This window comes from Pseudomonas sp. GW821-FHT04C07, from assembly GCF_059420325.1.
Window position 1 is genome coordinate 22,744 of sequence record NZ_JBWKTM010000024.1, and the last position, 15,914, is coordinate 38,657.

13 protein-coding genes are annotated in these 15,914 nt (G+C 59.8%); all 13 read right to left on the bottom strand.

Features of this window, described 5'->3' with window-relative positions:
- Positions 1–121: 121 nt before the first annotated feature.
- The 13 genes from AC07UI_RS28630 to gluQRS all read right to left on the bottom strand — a co-directional run bounded on the left by AC07UI_RS28630 (position 122) and on the right by gluQRS (position 15,751).
- Positions 122–994 (bottom strand): oxygenase MpaB family protein, encoded by an 873-nt coding sequence (locus AC07UI_RS28630; protein ID WP_494995664.1) that lies wholly within the window; start codon positions 992–994, stop codon positions 122–124.
- Between the two features lie 52 nt (positions 995–1,046).
- Positions 1,047–2,984, bottom strand: a complete 1,938-nt coding sequence (acs, locus tag AC07UI_RS28635) for an acetate--CoA ligase (protein ID WP_494995665.1) — start codon at positions 2,982–2,984, stop codon at positions 1,047–1,049.
- Positions 2,985–3,172: 188 nt separating this feature from the next.
- On the bottom strand, positions 3,173–4,837 hold the full coding sequence (gene pgi / locus AC07UI_RS28640; RefSeq protein ID WP_494995666.1) for a glucose-6-phosphate isomerase: 1,665 nt from the start codon (positions 4,835–4,837) through the stop codon (positions 3,173–3,175).
- A gap of 245 nt (positions 4,838–5,082) precedes the next feature.
- Complete coding sequence (panD, locus tag AC07UI_RS28645; RefSeq protein ID WP_003228271.1) at positions 5,083–5,463, bottom strand: aspartate 1-decarboxylase; 381 nt, start codon at positions 5,461–5,463, stop codon at positions 5,083–5,085.
- A 205-nt stretch (positions 5,464–5,668) separates the two neighbouring features.
- Positions 5,669–6,523, bottom strand: coding sequence for a pantoate--beta-alanine ligase (panC, locus tag AC07UI_RS28650; protein WP_494995667.1), 855 nt, complete (start codon positions 6,521–6,523; stop codon positions 5,669–5,671).
- Entirely contained in the window at positions 6,520–7,320 is an 801-nt protein-coding gene (gene panB / locus AC07UI_RS28655; protein ID WP_494995668.1) for a 3-methyl-2-oxobutanoate hydroxymethyltransferase, read from the bottom strand. The genes panC and panB overlap by 4 nt, the downstream gene beginning before the upstream one ends.
- Positions 7,321–7,579: 259 nt before the next feature.
- Positions 7,580–8,059, bottom strand: coding sequence for a 2-amino-4-hydroxy-6-hydroxymethyldihydropteridine diphosphokinase (gene folK / locus AC07UI_RS28660; RefSeq protein ID WP_494995669.1), 480 nt, complete (start codon positions 8,057–8,059; stop codon positions 7,580–7,582).
- Positions 8,060–8,063: 4 nt separating this feature from the next.
- Positions 8,064–9,473 carry a polynucleotide adenylyltransferase PcnB gene (locus tag AC07UI_RS28665; RefSeq protein WP_494995670.1) on the bottom strand — a complete coding sequence of 470 codons (1,410 nt, stop codon included), beginning with the start codon at positions 9,471–9,473 and terminating at the stop codon, positions 8,064–8,066.
- Positions 9,474–9,628: 155 nt separating this feature from the next.
- Complete coding sequence (locus AC07UI_RS28670) at positions 9,629–10,018, bottom strand: hypothetical protein (protein ID WP_494995671.1); 390 nt, start codon at positions 10,016–10,018, stop codon at positions 9,629–9,631.
- A gap of 185 nt (positions 10,019–10,203) precedes the next feature.
- The gene (locus AC07UI_RS28675; protein ID WP_494995672.1) at positions 10,204–11,640 is read right to left on the bottom strand and encodes a sigma-54-dependent transcriptional regulator; all 1,437 of its coding nucleotides are present in this window, start codon (positions 11,638–11,640) and stop codon (positions 10,204–10,206) included.
- 22 nt (positions 11,641–11,662) lie between these two features.
- Positions 11,663–14,617, bottom strand: a complete 2,955-nt coding sequence (locus tag AC07UI_RS28680; RefSeq protein WP_494995673.1) for a sensor histidine kinase — start codon at positions 14,615–14,617, stop codon at positions 11,663–11,665.
- The gene (locus AC07UI_RS28685) at positions 14,601–14,777 is read right to left on the bottom strand and encodes a hypothetical protein (RefSeq protein ID WP_003176118.1); all 177 of its coding nucleotides are present in this window, start codon (positions 14,775–14,777) and stop codon (positions 14,601–14,603) included. Before AC07UI_RS28685 ends, AC07UI_RS28680 begins: the two co-directional genes overlap by 17 nt.
- A gap of 77 nt (positions 14,778–14,854) precedes the next feature.
- On the bottom strand, positions 14,855–15,751 hold the full coding sequence (gluQRS, locus tag AC07UI_RS28690; RefSeq protein WP_494995674.1) for a tRNA glutamyl-Q(34) synthetase GluQRS: 897 nt from the start codon (positions 15,749–15,751) through the stop codon (positions 14,855–14,857).
- Positions 15,752–15,914: the final 163 nt, after the last annotated feature.

The window sequence follows — 15,914 nt, forward strand, 5'->3', positions numbered from 1 at the left end:
GCCGACCTTGTGAAGCGGGGAGCTCGTGCCTGAGGCGTTGACGATCAAGACCGCATGGTTGCACACAAAACCTGAGCGGTTCCAATCGCGAACCGGCCGGTCGCGTTTTGTTCATGCCGTCTCAGGTCTGCAAACCCATGCGGCGCCGGGCACGATGCACCGAGCCGTTGCGCACCGCCCAGCGCAGCAACGGCGCACTGCGGTTGACGCTGGCGCGGATCAATTGGCGTTGCAGCGAGCCTTGGCTGACACCCAGCATGTCGCTCGCCCAGTCTGGTAACAAATCGATACCGGCCTGCATCATCAGCGCACCGAAGGGCTTGGCCAAACGGCTCGGTGCCGGGGCGTCCAGCAGTAGGCGCAGCACTTCGTGGCTGCGCTCATCGCACACCAACTGTGGGCGGATTCGTACAAGGTAGTCGGCAATTTCCTGGCGTGAACGCGGTACATCCTGGGCACCAAGGCGCTCGGCGACCACGGCGATTTCCGCGTAGTAACGATCCTGATCGGCCGGCGACAGATTCGGGTTGCGGTAGCGCAGGTGAGCGGTGAGGAAGTTGCTCACCTCAGCCACGTGCACCCAGGTCAGCAGCTGCGGGTCGCTGGCCGCATAAGGCTGGCCATCGGGCGCGGTGCCGACCACTTGCAGGTGGATGGTGCGAACCTTGTCGATCAGCCACTCGGCGTCCTGTCGAGAGCCGAAGGTAGTGCCGGAAATAAACTGCCCGGTACGGCGCAGTCGGCCGAGCATGTCCTCACGGAAGTTCGAGTGATCCCAGACCCCGGCCAGCGCCAGTGGATGCAGGGCTTGCAGCATCAAGGCGCTGATGCCGCCGATCAACATGCTGCTGAAGTCACCATGCACTTGCCAACTGACCGAATCCGGGCCGAACAGACCGGGATCGCCCTTGGGGTTCTCCAGATCAAGCTTGCCGAGGGACAGGCCGCTCAGGCTCATGATCTGGGTTTCGATACGACTACGAATGAATTCCATGACTGCTCGGTTGTTACAGCGCTAAGCAAGGCGCGGCGTTGGCCGCGCAGGTTTATTGGTTCAGGCGTTTGTCGATCAGACCCTCGACCACGCTCGGGTCGGCCAGGGTCGAAGTATCGCCCAGGCTGTCCAGTTCATTGCAGGCAATCTTGCGCAGAATCCGTCGCATGATCTTGCCCGAACGGGTTTTCGGCAAGGCCGGTGCCCACTGGATCAAATCCGGTTTGGCGAAGCTGCCGATTTCTTTGCTGACATGCGCCAGTAGTTCTTTCTTCAGTGCGTCACTGGGTTCGATGCCATTCATCGGTGTGACAAAGGCATAGATCCCCTGGCCTTTGACGTCGTGGGGGTAACCGACGACTGCGGCCTCGGCGATGCTGTCGTGCAGAACCAGCGCGCTTTCTACTTCAGCGGTGCCGATGCGGTGCCCGGACACGTTGATCACGTCATCGATACGCCCGGTGATCCAGTAATCGCCGTCGTCGTCGCGACGGGCGCCGTCGCCAGTGAAGTAATAGCCCGGGTAGGGTTTGAAGTAGGTTTCAAGCATGCGTTTCGGGTCGCCGTAGACGCTGCGGATCTGCGCCGGCCAGCTGGCCTTGATCACCAGTATGCCGCTACCGGCGCCGCTGATTTCCTTGCCTTGTTCGTCCAGCAACACCGGTTGTACGCCGAACATTGGCTGGGTGGCGCAGCCGGGTTTGATTCGGCGGGTGCTGACCAGCGGGCTGAGCATGATGCCGCCGGTTTCGGTCTGCCACCAGGTATCGACGATCGGACACCGTTGCTCGCCGACGGCATTGAAATACCATTCCCAGGCTTCCGGGTTGATGGGTTCACCGACAGTGCCCAACAACCGCAGGCTGCTGCGCGATGTCTCTTGCAACGGCTCTGTGCCTTCACGCATCAGCGCGCGCAATGCGGTGGGCGCAGTGTAGAAGATGTTGACGTGATGTTTGTCGATGACCTGCCAGAACCGCGAGCTGGTCGGGTAGTTCGGCACGCCCTCGAAGATCAGTGTGGTCGCGCCATTGGCCAACGGCCCGTAGACGATGTAGCTGTGGCCGGTGACCCAGCCGACATCGGCGGTGCACCAGAAGACTTCGCCGTCACGGTAGTCGAATACGTACTTGAAGGTCATCGCCGCTTGCAGCAGGTAGCCGCCAGTGGTGTGCAGTACACCTTTGGGTTTGCCGGTGCTGCCAGAGGTGTAAAGGATGAACAGTGGGTCTTCAGCGCCCATTGGTTCGGGGGGGCAGTCGTCACTCATGCTGCGTAGGGCCTGGTGATACCAGAGGTCACGGCCTTCGACCCAGTTGACCTCATTTTGGGTGTGCTCGACCACCAGCACCGTGCTGACGTCCGGACAGCTGAGCAGGGCTTTGTCGACGTTCTTTTTCAGTGGGACAAGCTTACTGCCGCGCACGCCTTCATCGGCGGTGATCACAGTGCGACAGTCGGCGTCGAGAATCCGGTCACGCAGGGCGTCCGGGGAAAAACCACCGAAGACCACCGAGTGCACCGCGCCAATGCGTGTGCAGGCGAGCATGGCGTAGGCGGCTTCGGGAATCATCGGCATGTAGATACAGACCCGGTCGCCTTTTTTAACGCCACGACTTTTCAGTACGTTGGCCAGGCGGCAGACGTTGTGATGAAGTTTTTTATAGGTGATCTGCGCCGATTCGGCGGGGTCGTCGCCTTCCCAGATGATCGCGATCTGGTCGCCGCGCTGTTCAAGATGGCGGTCGATGCAGTTGTAACTGACGTTCAGTTGGCCGCCCGCGAACCAGCTCGCCGCGCCGGTTTTCAGATCCGCGTGGTGAACGCTTTGCCACGGTGTTGACCAGTCGAGGAAACGCTTGGCCTGATCAGCCCAGAAGATGTCGGGTTGCTCGATGGATTGGCGGTACAGGCGCTGGTAGTCGTCCTGACTCAGTTGCGCAGCCCGGCGGACGGCATCGGCTTTGGGGAAAGTGCTGATATCGAACATGACGGTTCCTTATTCTTGTTTTGCGACAAGTGATAAAGATGCGCCGAGTAGCAGGTGGGTTCAAGAGGGGGAAGAAGCGACTCTGTAGGAGCCGAGCTTGCTCGCGATGAACGATAACGCGGTGTACCTGATACACCGCGGCGTCTGCATCGCGAGCAAGCTCGGCTCCTACGGGAGCAAGTTTCAGATTACCCGCGGTGACGACCGCGGAAGTAGTTGATCAGGCCCTGGGTGGATGCGTCTTCGGCCAGGGTTTCTTCGCTGCCGACCAGACGGTTGTAGACGCCTTTGCCCAGCTCTTTACCCAGCTCCACACCCCATTGGTCGAAGGCGTTGATGCCCCAGATCACGCTTTGCACGAAGACTTTGTGTTCGTACATTGCCACCAGTGCGCCGAGGCGACGCGGGCTGATGCGTTCGACGACCAGCGTGTTGCTTGGACGGTTGCCCGGGATCACCTTGTGCGGCGCAAGCTTCTGCACCTCGTCCTCGCTCATGCCCTTGTCACGCAGTTCGGCTTCGGCCTCGGCGCGAGTCTTGCCGAGCATCAGCGCCTGGCTTTGCGACAGGCAGTTGGCGTACAGCCATTGGTGATGGTCGGCCACCGGGTTGAAGCTGACGATCGGCACGATGAAGTCGGCCGGAATCAACTGGGTGCCCTGGTGCAGCAACTGATGGTATGCATGCTGACCGTTGCAACCTACGCCACCCCAGATGACCGGGCCGGTGTCGGTGGACACCGGTGTTCCGTCCTGGCGCACGCTCTTGCCGTTGGATTCCATGTCCAGTTGCTGCAAGTGCTTGGTGATGTTGCGCAGGTAGTGGTCGTACGGCAGGATCGCGTGGCTTTGCGCGCCCCAGAAATTGCCGTACCAGACGCCGAGCAACGCCAGCAGCACCGGCATGTTCTTTTCGAATGGCGCGCTCTGGAAGTGCTGGTCCATGGTGTAGGCGCCGGACAGCAACTCCTTGAAGTTGGACATGCCGATGGCCAGGGCGATCGGCAAGCCGATGGCCGACCACAGCGAGTAACGCCCGCCAACCCAGTCCCACATCGGGAAGATGTTCTCTTCGCGAATACCGAACGCCACGGCGGCGGCATTGTTGCTGGAGACTGCGATGAAGTGACGATACAGTTCGGCTTCAGAGCCACCCTGGGCCAGATACCAGGCACGAGCGGCCTGAGCGTTTTTCAGGGTTTCCAGGGTGTTGAAGGATTTCGAGGAAACGATGAACAGCGTGGTCTCTGCACGAATCTTCGCCGACAGCTCGTGGAACTCGCTGCCGTCGATGTTCGCCAGGTAATGGCAGCGCACGCCTTTCTGGGCGTAGGACAGTAGTGCTTCGGAGACCAGCTCCGGACCGAGGAACGAGCCACCGATACCAATGTTCACCACGTCGGTGATCGGCTTCTCGGTGTAACCGCGCCACAGACCGTCGTGGATCCGGCCGACCAACTCAGTGATCTGGTTCAGAACCTTGTGCACTTCCGGCATCACGTTGACGCCGTTCACCGACAGCTTGTCGCCTACCGGGCGGCGCAGTGCGGTGTGCAGGGCAGGGCGGCCTTCAGAAGAGTTGACCAGCTCGCCAGCGAACAGCGCCTTGATCGCGTCCTGCAGACCGGCTTCGTTACCCAGGCCCACCAGCAGGTCGCGGGTTTCTTTGTTGATCAGGTTTTTCGAGTAATCGAGAAAAAGCCCACAGCCGCTCAAGGTGAATTCATTGAAGCGCTGGGGGTCGGCATTGAACGCTTCGCGCATGCTGAAATCCTGCATGGCTTCGCGGTGTTGATTCAACGCTTGCCAGGCGGGCAGAGCGGTAACGTCGTGAGGAGTGCGGTAGTACGCCATCGCAGCGGGTTTCCTTTTACTTGAACTGCCTTTTGGACACTAAAAAGCCCGGAATGTCCTGCTCAGTCACAAGACAATGTCCAGTCAACCTGCGTTAACACGATTGAAAAGCGCAGGGCGAATACAGTAAACCTCGCGTCTTGATCTGTCTTGGCTTTGTCTGACCGGTGAACGGTACTTTTTTATAACATCGCGACCGGCGGACATGACCGCCAGGCTTTCAGTGTGGAGAAATGCGCGGTTGGTCAGGCGACCTGAACCGGGATGGCATTGCTGGTGTGGCTCAGTTCATTGCCCGGCGCCATGTAGAGCATGCGCGGCTTGAAGTTGAGCAGTTCAGCTTCGCTGTAGTGGGCATAGGCGCAGATGATTACCCGATCACCGACCTTGGCTTTGTGTGCTGCGGCGCCGTTGACCGAAATCATGCGTGAGCCTTCTTCGCCACGGATCGCATAAGTGGTGAAGCGCTCGCCGTTGTCGACGTTGTAGATCTGGATCTGTTCGTACTCGCGGATTCCGGACAAGTCCAGCCATTCGCCATCGATGGCGCAAGAGCCTTCGTAGTCGAGCACAGCATGGGTGACTTCGGCGCGATGCAACTTGGCTTTGAGCATGATGGCGTGCATGAATGTTTCCTTGGTCAGATCCGAACGGCGGGGAGTTTGCCCGAAGCCATTGAGGCGGGCAATATGTGGGAAGGGCCGGGCGACGTTCGCTTGCTCGCGATAGCGGTCTGGCAGTCAACATCTTTGTTGAATGTTAAGCCGTCATCGCGAGCATCGGAACGCCGCCCGGCCCGCTCCCACAAGTATGTGGCGGAGCCGCTTTCTTTTACGCGTCGAGGTTCAAATGCAGGTTGTCGATCAGCCGGGTGGCGCCCAGATTGGCTGCGGCGAGGATCACCAGGTCGCGGTCATCCGCGGTGGCCGGACGCAGGCTCAGTGCCTGGCGGATTTCCAGGTAGTCGGGGCGAAAGCCGGCCGCTTCGAGCTTTTGGTTATGCATTGACAGGAGCTTGGGGTAATTGCGCTCGCCTTGTTCGATGGCTTCGGCTATCTGGCTCAGGCTGCGGTACAAGGCCGGTGCGATGGCGCGTTGTTCCTCAGTGAGGTAGCCGTTGCGCGAGGATAGCGCCAGACCATCAGCGGCGCGGACGGTCGGCTCGCCAATAATCTGGATCGGCAGGTTCAGGTCGTGGACCAGGGCGCGAATGACCGCCAGTTGCTGGAAGTCTTTCTGGCCGAAGATCGCCAGATCTGGCTGGACCATATTGAACAACTTGCAGACCACCGTCGCCACGCCCTCGAAATGACCGGGACGGCTGGCGCCGCACAGACCTTCGGACAGTTGCGGGACGCTGACCCGAGTCTGGCCGGCCATGCCGTCCGGGTACATTTCTTCAACGCCTGGGGCAAATAGCAGATGGCAGCCGGCCTGGAGCAGTTTCTCCTGATCGGCGGCCAGGGTCCGCGGGTACTTGTCGAGGTCTTCACCCGCGCCGAATTGCAGCGGGTTGACGAAAATGCTCGCCACCACGAAATCCACTCGCTGGGCCGCCTTGGTCACCAGCGCCACATGGCCGCTGTGCAGGTTGCCCATGGTCGGCACGAAGCCGATACGCTTGCCTTCGCTGCGGGCGCGGGCTACAGCGGCGCGCAACTCGCGCACGGTCTTGACAGTGTTCATGCAGAGAATCCGTGTTCAGCGCCAGGGAAAGTTACGGCTTTGACTTCAGTGACGTATGCGTTCAAGGCCGCCTGAATGTTATCTTGACCCGCCATGAAGTTCTTCACGAACTTCGGTGCACGGCCAGTGAGGGACAGGCCGAGCATGTCGTGCAGAACCAGCACCTGGCCGTCGGTGGCGCTACCGGCGCCGATCCCGATTACCGGAATCCTCACTGCCTGGGTGATCTCTTGTGCCAGTTCGCTCGGTACACACTCAAGCAGCAACATGGCGGCACCCGCCTGCTCCAGGGCAATGGCGTCGGCGCGCATCTGCCGGGCCTGGTTCTCATTGCGGCCCTGGACTTTATAGCCACCGAGGATGTTCACCGACTGCGGCGTCAACCCCATGTGTGCACATACCGGTACGCCGCGCTCAGCCAGCAGGCGGATCGACTCCGCCAGCCAGACTGCACCTTCGACCTTGACCATATGGGCCCCGGCCTGCATCAGCTGTGCGCTGTTGGTCAGGGCCTGTTCGGTGGTCGCGTAGGCCATGAACGGCAGGTCCGCGAGGATCAGTGCTCCGGTGTTACCGCGTTTGACGGCTGCAACGTGGTATGCCATCTCAGCAGTGGTCACTGGCAGTGTGCTGTCATGCCCTTGCAACACCATGCCGAGGGAATCGCCCACCAGCAGCACTTCGACGCCAGCCTGGCAGCAGGCGTGGGCGAAGGTTGCGTCATAGCAAGTCAGCATGGTGATTTTTTCACCTTTTTGCTTGAGGCTTTGCAGGGTGGTCAGGGTGATGTCTGGCATGAAAAAAGTCCTCATTCAGGCGCTGTGGAAACTACTGCGAGTAACGCGCGTGATTCGTCATTTATACAGGCGCACCCTCTTTCGTGGTGCTTATATGGCCTGGATTGCGCCCTTTAGCGCCGGGTTGGCGGCAGCGGGACGCCTATAGTCGTGAGGAGAACTCTGGAAGTCAATTGTGTGTGTTACCGCATTGTTACGGCGGTGGTGTTACCGACGTTACTGATGCGATTCAGCACCTCGCTCCTGCAAAAAATCAAAGCTACGCCAGACGTTCGAGTCCGATAAATGGACAGTTGGCGAGCAATTCGCTGAGAAGTCGGCCATCAGCCAGTTGCAGGCCTGAGGGGGCCAGTTCGGCCAAGGGGTAGAGCACGAAGGCTCGGGCCTGCATGTGGTAGTGGGGGACTTTAAGGCGCGGTTCGTCGATCAGTCGGTTACCGAACAGCAGGATGTCCAGGTCCAGCGTGCGTGGTCCCCAGCGTTCATTGCGCTCGCGGCCCTGATCGTTTTCGATGGCTTGCAGCGCATCGAGCAGCTCCAGTGGCGCGAGTCTGCAGTCCAGCGCGGCCACGGCGTTGGTGTAACGCGGTTGACCGGGGAGCAGAGAGTCGCTCTGGAAGAAGGCTGACACGCCGACCAGTTCGGACTGCGGCAACTGCGCCAACGCATCGACGGCGTTACGCAATTGCTCCACCGGGGCTGCCAGGTTGCTGCCCATACCTATGTAGATGCGTTCCATGAACTTACTCGCCCGACGCGCTCGGTGTACCGGCAGTGGCACTGCGCTTGCGCTTGCTGGCACCGCTGCGGCGCCGTTTGCGCGGGGCACCGCTGGCGCTATCGTCCTTGCTGCTGAGGTCGCGGATCATGTCGCGGCGCTCGCTGTCGTTGCCGTCCTGATAATCGGTCCACCAATCGCCCAGGCCATGGGTCTGTTCGCCGGCACTTTCGCGCAGCAGCAAGAAGTCGTAACCGGCACGGAAGCGCGGGTTGTCCAGCAGTAGATCGGCCCGTTTGCCGCTGCGCCGAGGCAGGCGTTCCTGCATGTCCCAGATCTCGCGGATCGGCATGGTGAAGCGTTTCGGAATCGCGATGCGCTGGCACTGCTCGCTGATCAGCTCGTGAGCGGCTTCCTGCATTGCCGGAATCGGCGGCATGCCACGGTCCTGCAGACGCAGCACGCGGGCCGGCAGGGCAGGCCAGAGCAGGGCGGCGAACAGGAACGCTGGGGTGACCGGCTTGTTCTGCTTGATGCGCAGGTCGGTGTTGATCAAGGCTTCGCTGATCAGGGTGTGGGTGTACGTCGGGTTGTGTTCCAGTGCTTCGGCGCTGGCCGGGAACAATGGATCGAACAGCTGAAGGTCCACCAGCATTTCGAAGGTGTCGGCGGCATGCCCGGAGAGGAACAGCTTGAGCACTTCTTCGAACAGTCGGGCCGACGGGATTTCCCGCAGCATCGGCGCCAGCTCACGAATAGGCGCGGCGCTGTGCTTCTCGATGCCAAAGTCCAGTTTTGCGGCGAAACGCACGGCCCGCAGCATCCGTACCGGATCTTCCTGGTAACGTTGTCGTGGATCGCCGATCAGACGGATCAGGTGGTTGCGGATGTCGTGTACGCCGTTGGCGTAGTCGAGAATGCGTTCACTGACCGGATCGTAATACAGGGCATTGATGGTGAAGTCGCGACGTTGAGCGTCTTCTTCCAGTGTGCCATAGACGTTGTCCCGCAGAATGCGCCCGCTTTCGTTACGAGAGGACTGGTTACTGTCTTCCTCGTCGTCGTTTTGCGGGTGATTGGCGCGGAAGGTCGCGACTTCAATGATTTCGCGGCCAAAGTGGATGTGCACCAGTTTGAAGCGACGGCCGATGATCCGCGCATTACGAAATTCGGCGCGAACCTGTTCCGGTGTGGCGCTGGTGGCAACGTCGAAGTCTTTGGGGGTGATGTTAAGCAACATGTCGCGCACACAGCCGCCGACCAGATAAGCCTGGTAGCCGGCGTTCTGCAGGCGTTCGACGATGTTTACCGCATAACGGCTGAACTGGGCGCGTTGCAGCGAATGCTGGCTGCTGTTGAGCACTTCAGGCGTGCTGCGAATGTGTTGCGTACGACGCAAGGGAGAACGGAATGACTGGAACAACTTCTTCAGCATGGGATGCACTGTTTGAAGGAATGTTCGGCCATAACGAAGAATGACCGCATGATGGGCGGGGATTCTAGCATTTAGTCGGGGGATGGTGTAGGAAGCTGCGCCACGCTGACACGGATAACTCTTAAGAGCTGAGGCGGCGGGTTCTGATCGCGGTGTCAGGAATCGCAGAAACTACAAGGGGAGCCGAAGCTCCCCAAGAAGTAGTTGCATGCTCTATTTTTATTATTGGTGTTGGGCTTTTTGTTTTTGTTGATCGCCCTTGCCACGAGGTTTTGCCTTCGTGACCCTCCCAATCGGGAGCCAAGAGCAAACGGATTGCTTTGGTCGCTGTGTTGCATGATCCAGTGATCCAACCAGTTCAGGCTCTGTCTTAGGACAGTTTTTTGTTGTTCTCGGCCTGGTTGCGGGGCAAGCCCCAAATACAACGCCTCTCCAAAAGAATCAGTTAGCTGCGCCTCCGCCGTGTTGTTTTTATTGTGCGTGAGCCGATTCGTCTTATTTTTATTGTCTTTTACGTTGCTTGTTATTGTTTTTGTACTAAGCATATAGCAGGTGTCGTGCCAACTTTTGAGAGGCTCAGTAAAACAAGGGGTTAGCCGGTAGGCGGAGGTTTTTCAGGGCGTAAAAAAGCCGGGGCTTCGTTACCGTAAGCCCCGGCTTTTGTTACGTGAAAAAGCTTAGGTAACAGTTTTTTTACGTATGAGGGTGTTACCCGTGTGGCTGAGCGGACTCAGCTCTCGCTGGCAACCCCGGTCTTGCGCCGCGGAATACCCAGGCGCTGGCGCCGTTCCCACAAGCATTTGCGGCTGACCCCGAGCTTGCGGGCCAGTTCGGTCTCGGTCATGTGATCCTGATGCTCAAGGACGAAATGCTGGAAGTAGTCCTCCAGTGACAAGTCTTCCGTGGGCTCGTGGCTGGTGTTGTTGGCGCTGCCCTGTTGCGGCGCCAAACCGATGAAATCGTCATCTTCCAGGTCGCTAAGCTCGATATCGATTCCCAGTAGCTCGGCGGAAATCTGTGGGCTCTCGCACAGAATCACCGCACGTTCGACCGCATTTTCCAGTTCACGAACGTTACCCGGCCAGGAGTAATGACGAATCGCTTGCTCGGCATCCGGGGCGAACTTCAGGTCAGTGCGGTTGACCCGGGCGCTTTGCCGGGCGAGGAAGGCGTTGGCGATTTCGTTGACGTCGGCTCCACGCTCACGCAGGGCTGGCAACTTCAGGGCAATTACGTGAAGACGGTAATACAAGTCCTCACGGAACTGGCCTATTTTGGCCAGACTCTTGAGATCACGGTGAGTCGCGGCGATCAGGCGTACGTCGACCTTCTGCGATTGCACCGAGCCGACCCGGCGGATTTCGCCTTCCTGCAACACGCGCAGCAAACGAGCCTGAGCTTCCAGCGGCAACTCGCCGATTTCATCGAGGAACAAAGTGCCGCCGTCAGCGGCTTCGACCAAGCCCGCACGGCCAGCGCTGGCGCCAGTAAAGGCGCCTTTCTCGTGGCCGAACAGTTCGGACTCGATCAGGCTTTCCGGAATGGCCGCACAGTTCACCGAAATCATCGGCGCTTTGGCGCGTCTGGACAGGTTGTGCAGGGCGCGAGCGACCAGCTCTTTACCTGTACCGGACTCACCCTGGATCAGCACATTGGAATCGGTAGGCGAGACTTTGCGGATCTTGCTGTAAAGATCCTGCATGGGCGGACAGGAACCGATGATGCCGATTTCGCCGTTGCTGTTATCAACACCGGCTTTCTCTGCGCCATTGGCCGCTTTGCCGGCAGGACGTTCACCCGCAGCGCTCTGTGCCGATTGCCGGTCACGCAGAATGCGTGCGACGGCCTGAAGCATTTCGTCGTGATCGAAAGGCTTGGCGATGTAGTCCACCGCGCCCATCTTCATCGAGTCGACTGCCGAGCGCAGGCTGGCGTAGCTGGTCATGATCAGCACTGGAGTGCCCTGGCCGAGCTTGATCAGCTCGGTGCCAGGTGCGCCCGGTAGACGCAGGTCACTGACGATCAGGTCAAACGTGGGAATGCTGAAACGCTCTTGTGCTTCCTGCACGGAACCGGCTTCGCTGACCTGGTACTGGTTACGTTCCAGCAGGCGGCGCAAGGCGGAGCGGATAATTGTTTCGTCTTCGACGATCAAAATGTGCGGCATTGATTCGATTCTCTCGACGGTCTCAGTTCACAGCGGACGTCGCTTCGACATGACGCGGTAAGGTCACCCTGATACGGGTGCCGCGTTGGCTTTCGGAGTCAGCCGGGCTGTCGATGGTGATTTGTCCATAATGCTCTTCAACGATGGAATAGACCAGTGCAAGGCCCAGACCGGTGCCTTCACCAGGATCCTTGGTGGTGAAGAAGGGTTCGAACAATCGGTCCATGATGTTCTTCGGGATACCACTGCCTTCGTCTTCGACGATCAAATCGACCGTGTGTTCGCCGGCTTCGCTTTTGACCCGTACTGCACTGCCGGCCGGTGAGGCGTCGCGGGCATTGGACAGCAGGTTGATCAGTACCTGGGCGAGCCGCTGTGGGTCGCCGTCGACCCAGTGCTCGGGGTCGCACAGGTTGAAAAATTGCACTTCGAAGTTGCGTCGGTTCAGTGCCAGCAAGCCAATGGCGTCCTGCGCCACTTCGGCCAGGCACACGGGCTCGTCGCTGTGCTGATGGCTGCCAGCGTGGGCGAAGCTCATCAGCGACTGGACGATGCGTGAGACGCGCTTGGTCTGTTCAAGTATCTGGCCGCTGATTTCGGTCAGTTCGCTGTCTTCTTCGCGCTCTTCACGCAGGTTTTGCGCCAGGCAGGCGATACCGGTGATCGGGTTGCCGATTTCATGTGCCACGCCGGCAGCCAGTCGGCCGATGCTGGCCAGCCGCTCGGAATGCACCAGTTTGTCCTCAAGCATCTGGGTTTCGGTCAGGTCTTCGACCAGCAGCACCAGGCCGCTGTTGCCGGGCGCCAGCGGCTCGTCGATGGCGGCTTTGTGCAGGTTCAACCAGCGGGTCTGGCCGTCGAGGGCCAGGTGATGCTTGTGCAAATGCTCGTCCGGCAGGTTGATGAAGCCTTGCAGCAATTCTTTCCACGGATCGTTAATAGTGCTCAGACGCGAACCCACCACACGCTGGGCGGCGATGCCGGTCAGCTCTTCCATGGCTTTGTTCCACATGAGGATTTCCTGGTCCTTGGCCAGCGAGCAGACGCCCATCGGCAGTTCCTGCAAGGTTTGTCTGTGATATCGACGCAAGGCGTCGAGCTCGGCCGCCAGGCCGGTCAGGCGCGAGTGGTAGTCCTCGAGGCGGCTTTCGATGAAGTGGATATCTTCAGTGACATAGTTCTCACCGCCGGCCTTGTATGGCAGGAAAGTCTCGACCATATCCTGGGCCACGCTCGGCCCCATCAAGCCGGAGAGGTTGGCCTCGATACGATCGCGCAACCGGCGCAAGGCGTAAGGACGACGCTCATCGAAGGGCAGATAAAGGTCGCGCAACGCCTGTTCGACTTCTTTCTGTGCGGCTTTGGCCCCCAGCGGTTTGGCCAGTTGCGTGGCGAACTCCTGTGGCGAGGCCGCGTGAAGTTCTCGGCGTTGCGGGCGACGGACGTTATCCACTGCACAGGCTTCAGCGGCGCTGGCTTCTTCGGTGCTGGCATTGGTGAACAGCGAGATCAGGGTGAACATCAGCACGTTGGCGGCCAGCGAGGCGATGGCCGCCATGTGCCAACTGGTGTCATCCAGCACGTAGATCATGTTCAGCAGCGGAATATAGAAGCCCTGCAGATTGCCGATCAACGGCAACAGCATCGTCACCAGCCACACCAGCGTCCCCGCCAGCAACCCGGCAATGAAGCCGCGGCGGTTGGCCGTAGGCCAATACAGCACCGACAGCACGCCGGGCAAGAATTGCAACGTCGCGACGAAGGCGACGATGCCGAGGTTGGCCAGATCCTGCTCGGCTCCCAGCAATAGATAGAACGCGTAGCCGGCCATGATGATCGCGACGATCAGCGCCCGGCGGGTCCACTTCAACCAGCGATAGATGTTGCCTTCGGCGGGCGGCTGATAGAGCGGCAGCACCAGGTGGTTCAAGGCCATCCCGGACAGCGCCAGGGTGGTGACGATGATCAGCCCGCTGGCGGCCGACAGCCCGCCGACATAAGCCAATAGCGCCAGTGCCTTGCTGTTGGCGGCAATGCCGACACCCAGGGTGAAGTATTCCGGATGGGTGGTGGCACCCAGTTTCAGGCCGGCCCAGAGAATCAGTGGCACCGCCAGGCTCATCAGCAGCAGGAAAAGCGGTAGGCCCCAGCTTGCGCTCACTAAAGCGCGCGGGTTGAGGTTTTCGGTGAAGGTCATGTGGTACATGTGCGGCATGACGATTGCCGAGGCGAAGAAAACCAGCAACAGCGTGCGCCATGGGCCTTCTTGCAGAGGTGTGTGCAAGGCGGCGAGGGCGGTCTGGTTTTGCAGCAGCCATAGCTCAAGCTGTTGCGGACCGTCGAATACACCGTACAGGGCATACAGACCGACGCCGCCGATGGCGATCAGCTTGATCACCGACTCAAAAGCGATCGCGAACACCAGCCCTTCGTGCTTTTCCCGGGTAGCGATATGCCGGGAGCCGAAGAAGATCGTGAACAGGGTGATCAGCGCACAGAAACTCAGGGCCACGCGATGCTGTACCGGCTCGCGGGTGAGGATGCTGATGGAGTCGGCGACTGCCTGAATCTGCAGCGCCAGCAATGGCAAGACGCCGATCAGCATGAAAATCGTCGTCAACGCGCCGGCCCAGGTGCTGCGGAAACGGAATGCGAACAGGTCGGCCAGCGACGATAGCTGGTAGGTGCGGGTGATTTTCAGAATCGGATACAGCAACACTGGCGCCAGCAGGAAGGCCCCGGAAACCCCGAGGTAACTGGACAAAAAGCCATAGCCGTACTGATAGGCCAGGCCGACCGTGCCGTAAAACGCCCAGGCGCTGGCATACACACCCAGCGACAAGGTGTAGGTCAGTGGGTGGCGAATGATCGAGCGCGGGATCATCCCGCGCTCACTGATCCAGGCCACTGCGAACAGCACCGCCAGGTAGGCGGCGCTGATCAGGATCATCTGGGTCAGGCTAAAGCTCATCGGCATCTTTTTGACTCTGCAGGATGAAGGTCACGACGATCAGAATCAGCCAGAGCAGATAAGGGCGATACCAGGCGCCAGTGGCGTCGATCCACCAATCCATGATGGCCGGGGAGAACAGATAGATCCCGACTACCAGGAGCAGGACCAAACGATAGATGTACATCCTGGCCTCTCTTTATTGTGCGCGTGCCCGAAAACGTGCGGCGATGGTAACGGATGGGCGCCAAGCTGCAAGCGCCGTCAGCGTATTTGCGCTTCGGGCAGGGTCAGTGTGCGCGGGATCTGCAAAGCATCCCAGTGCTTAATGCCCCAGTTCAGCACTTCCCGGGGGCTGGCGTAGTCGAGTTCGCTAGCGGGTTTCTGGCCCAGGGCACGCAGTGCTCGGAGTAGCAGTGGCGTGGCTTGATCGTCGGCCAGCGGTGCTGAACGGTAGGATTTTCCCAGCTTGTGGCCGTCCGGTTGAGTTATCAGCGGCACGTGCAGGTAGCGCGGTTGCGGCAGTCCCAGCAATTCTTGCAGGTACAGCTGACGCGGTGTGGAGTCCAGCAGGTCGGCGCCGCGGACAATATCCGTCACACCTTGCCAGGCGTCATCGAGCACTACCGCCAGTTGATAGGCGTAAAGCCCGTCGCGGCGGCGAATGACGAAGTCACCGACGTCGCGCCCCAGATGTTGACGAAACTCGCCCTGCACCCGATCTTCAAAATGGTATTCAAGCTCGGGTACCCGCAAGCGGATTGCGGCGTTGTCACTGGCGTGGCCAGCATTGCGACACAGGCCGGGATAGACGCCGTGATAGGGCTCAAGCTGTTTGCGTGAGCAGGTGCAAGCGTAGGCCAAACCATGGTTGAACAGGCGATTGAGCACTTCGGCGTAAGCGTCGTGACGGTCACTCTGTCGGACCATTTCGCCATCCCATTCGAAGCCGTAGTGCTCCAGAGCAGCAAGGATCGCAACTTGGGCGCCGGGTTCTTCCCGTGGTGGGTCAAGATCCTCCATGCGTACCAACCAGTGTCCGCCTACCGAGCGGGCATCGAGGTACGAGGCCAGGGCAGCGACCAGCGAGCCGAAGTGCAGGTAACCACTGGGAGTGGGGGCGAAGCGCCCGATGTACGCGGGGGATTTAATGGTAGTCATGGGTGCGATGTTACGTTGTCTGTTCCGGTAGGCGCACGGCTTGCCGGCGATGGTGTCCTTGAAATCGACATCGTCGGAACGCCGCCCGGACCAATCGAGCGTCGACCGGCTGCTCCTGCGGGCGCTCAGGCGCCAGAAACAAAAACGGAGCGTTTGCACGCTC

What these genes read in the sequence shown, in the direction of transcription:
- AC07UI_RS28670 (WP_494995671.1), bottom strand. Translation starts at nt 10,018, where the DNA reads ATGCTTAGTACAAAAACAATAACAAGCAACGTAAAAGACAATAAAAAT.
- panB (WP_494995668.1), bottom strand. Translation starts at nt 7,320, where the DNA reads ATGCCAGACATCACCCTGACCACCCTGCAAAGCCTCAAGCAAAAAGGT.
- AC07UI_RS28675 (WP_494995672.1), bottom strand. Translation starts at nt 11,640, where the DNA reads ATGCCGCACATTTTGATCGTCGAAGACGAAACAATTATCCGCTCCGCC.
- AC07UI_RS28685 (WP_003176118.1), bottom strand. Translation starts at nt 14,777, where the DNA reads ATGTACATCTATCGTTTGGTCCTGCTCCTGGTAGTCGGGATCTATCTG.
- AC07UI_RS28665 (WP_494995670.1), bottom strand. Translation starts at nt 9,473, where the DNA reads ATGCTGAAGAAGTTGTTCCAGTCATTCCGTTCTCCCTTGCGTCGTACG.
- panC (WP_494995667.1), bottom strand. Translation starts at nt 6,523, where the DNA reads ATGAACACTGTCAAGACCGTGCGCGAGTTGCGCGCCGCTGTAGCCCGC.
- AC07UI_RS28680 (WP_494995673.1), bottom strand. Translation starts at nt 14,617, where the DNA reads ATGCCGATGAGCTTTAGCCTGACCCAGATGATCCTGATCAGCGCCGCC.
- acs (WP_494995665.1), bottom strand. Translation starts at nt 2,984, where the DNA reads ATGTTCGATATCAGCACTTTCCCCAAAGCCGATGCCGTCCGCCGGGCT.
- panD (WP_003228271.1), bottom strand. Translation starts at nt 5,463, where the DNA reads ATGCACGCCATCATGCTCAAAGCCAAGTTGCATCGCGCCGAAGTCACC.
- gluQRS (WP_494995674.1), bottom strand. Translation starts at nt 15,751, where the DNA reads ATGACTACCATTAAATCCCCCGCGTACATCGGGCGCTTCGCCCCCACT.
- AC07UI_RS28630 (WP_494995664.1), bottom strand. Translation starts at nt 994, where the DNA reads ATGGAATTCATTCGTAGTCGTATCGAAACCCAGATCATGAGCCTGAGC.
- folK (WP_494995669.1), bottom strand. Translation starts at nt 8,059, where the DNA reads ATGGAACGCATCTACATAGGTATGGGCAGCAACCTGGCAGCCCCGGTG.
- pgi (WP_494995666.1), bottom strand. Translation starts at nt 4,837, where the DNA reads ATGGCGTACTACCGCACTCCTCACGACGTTACCGCTCTGCCCGCCTGG.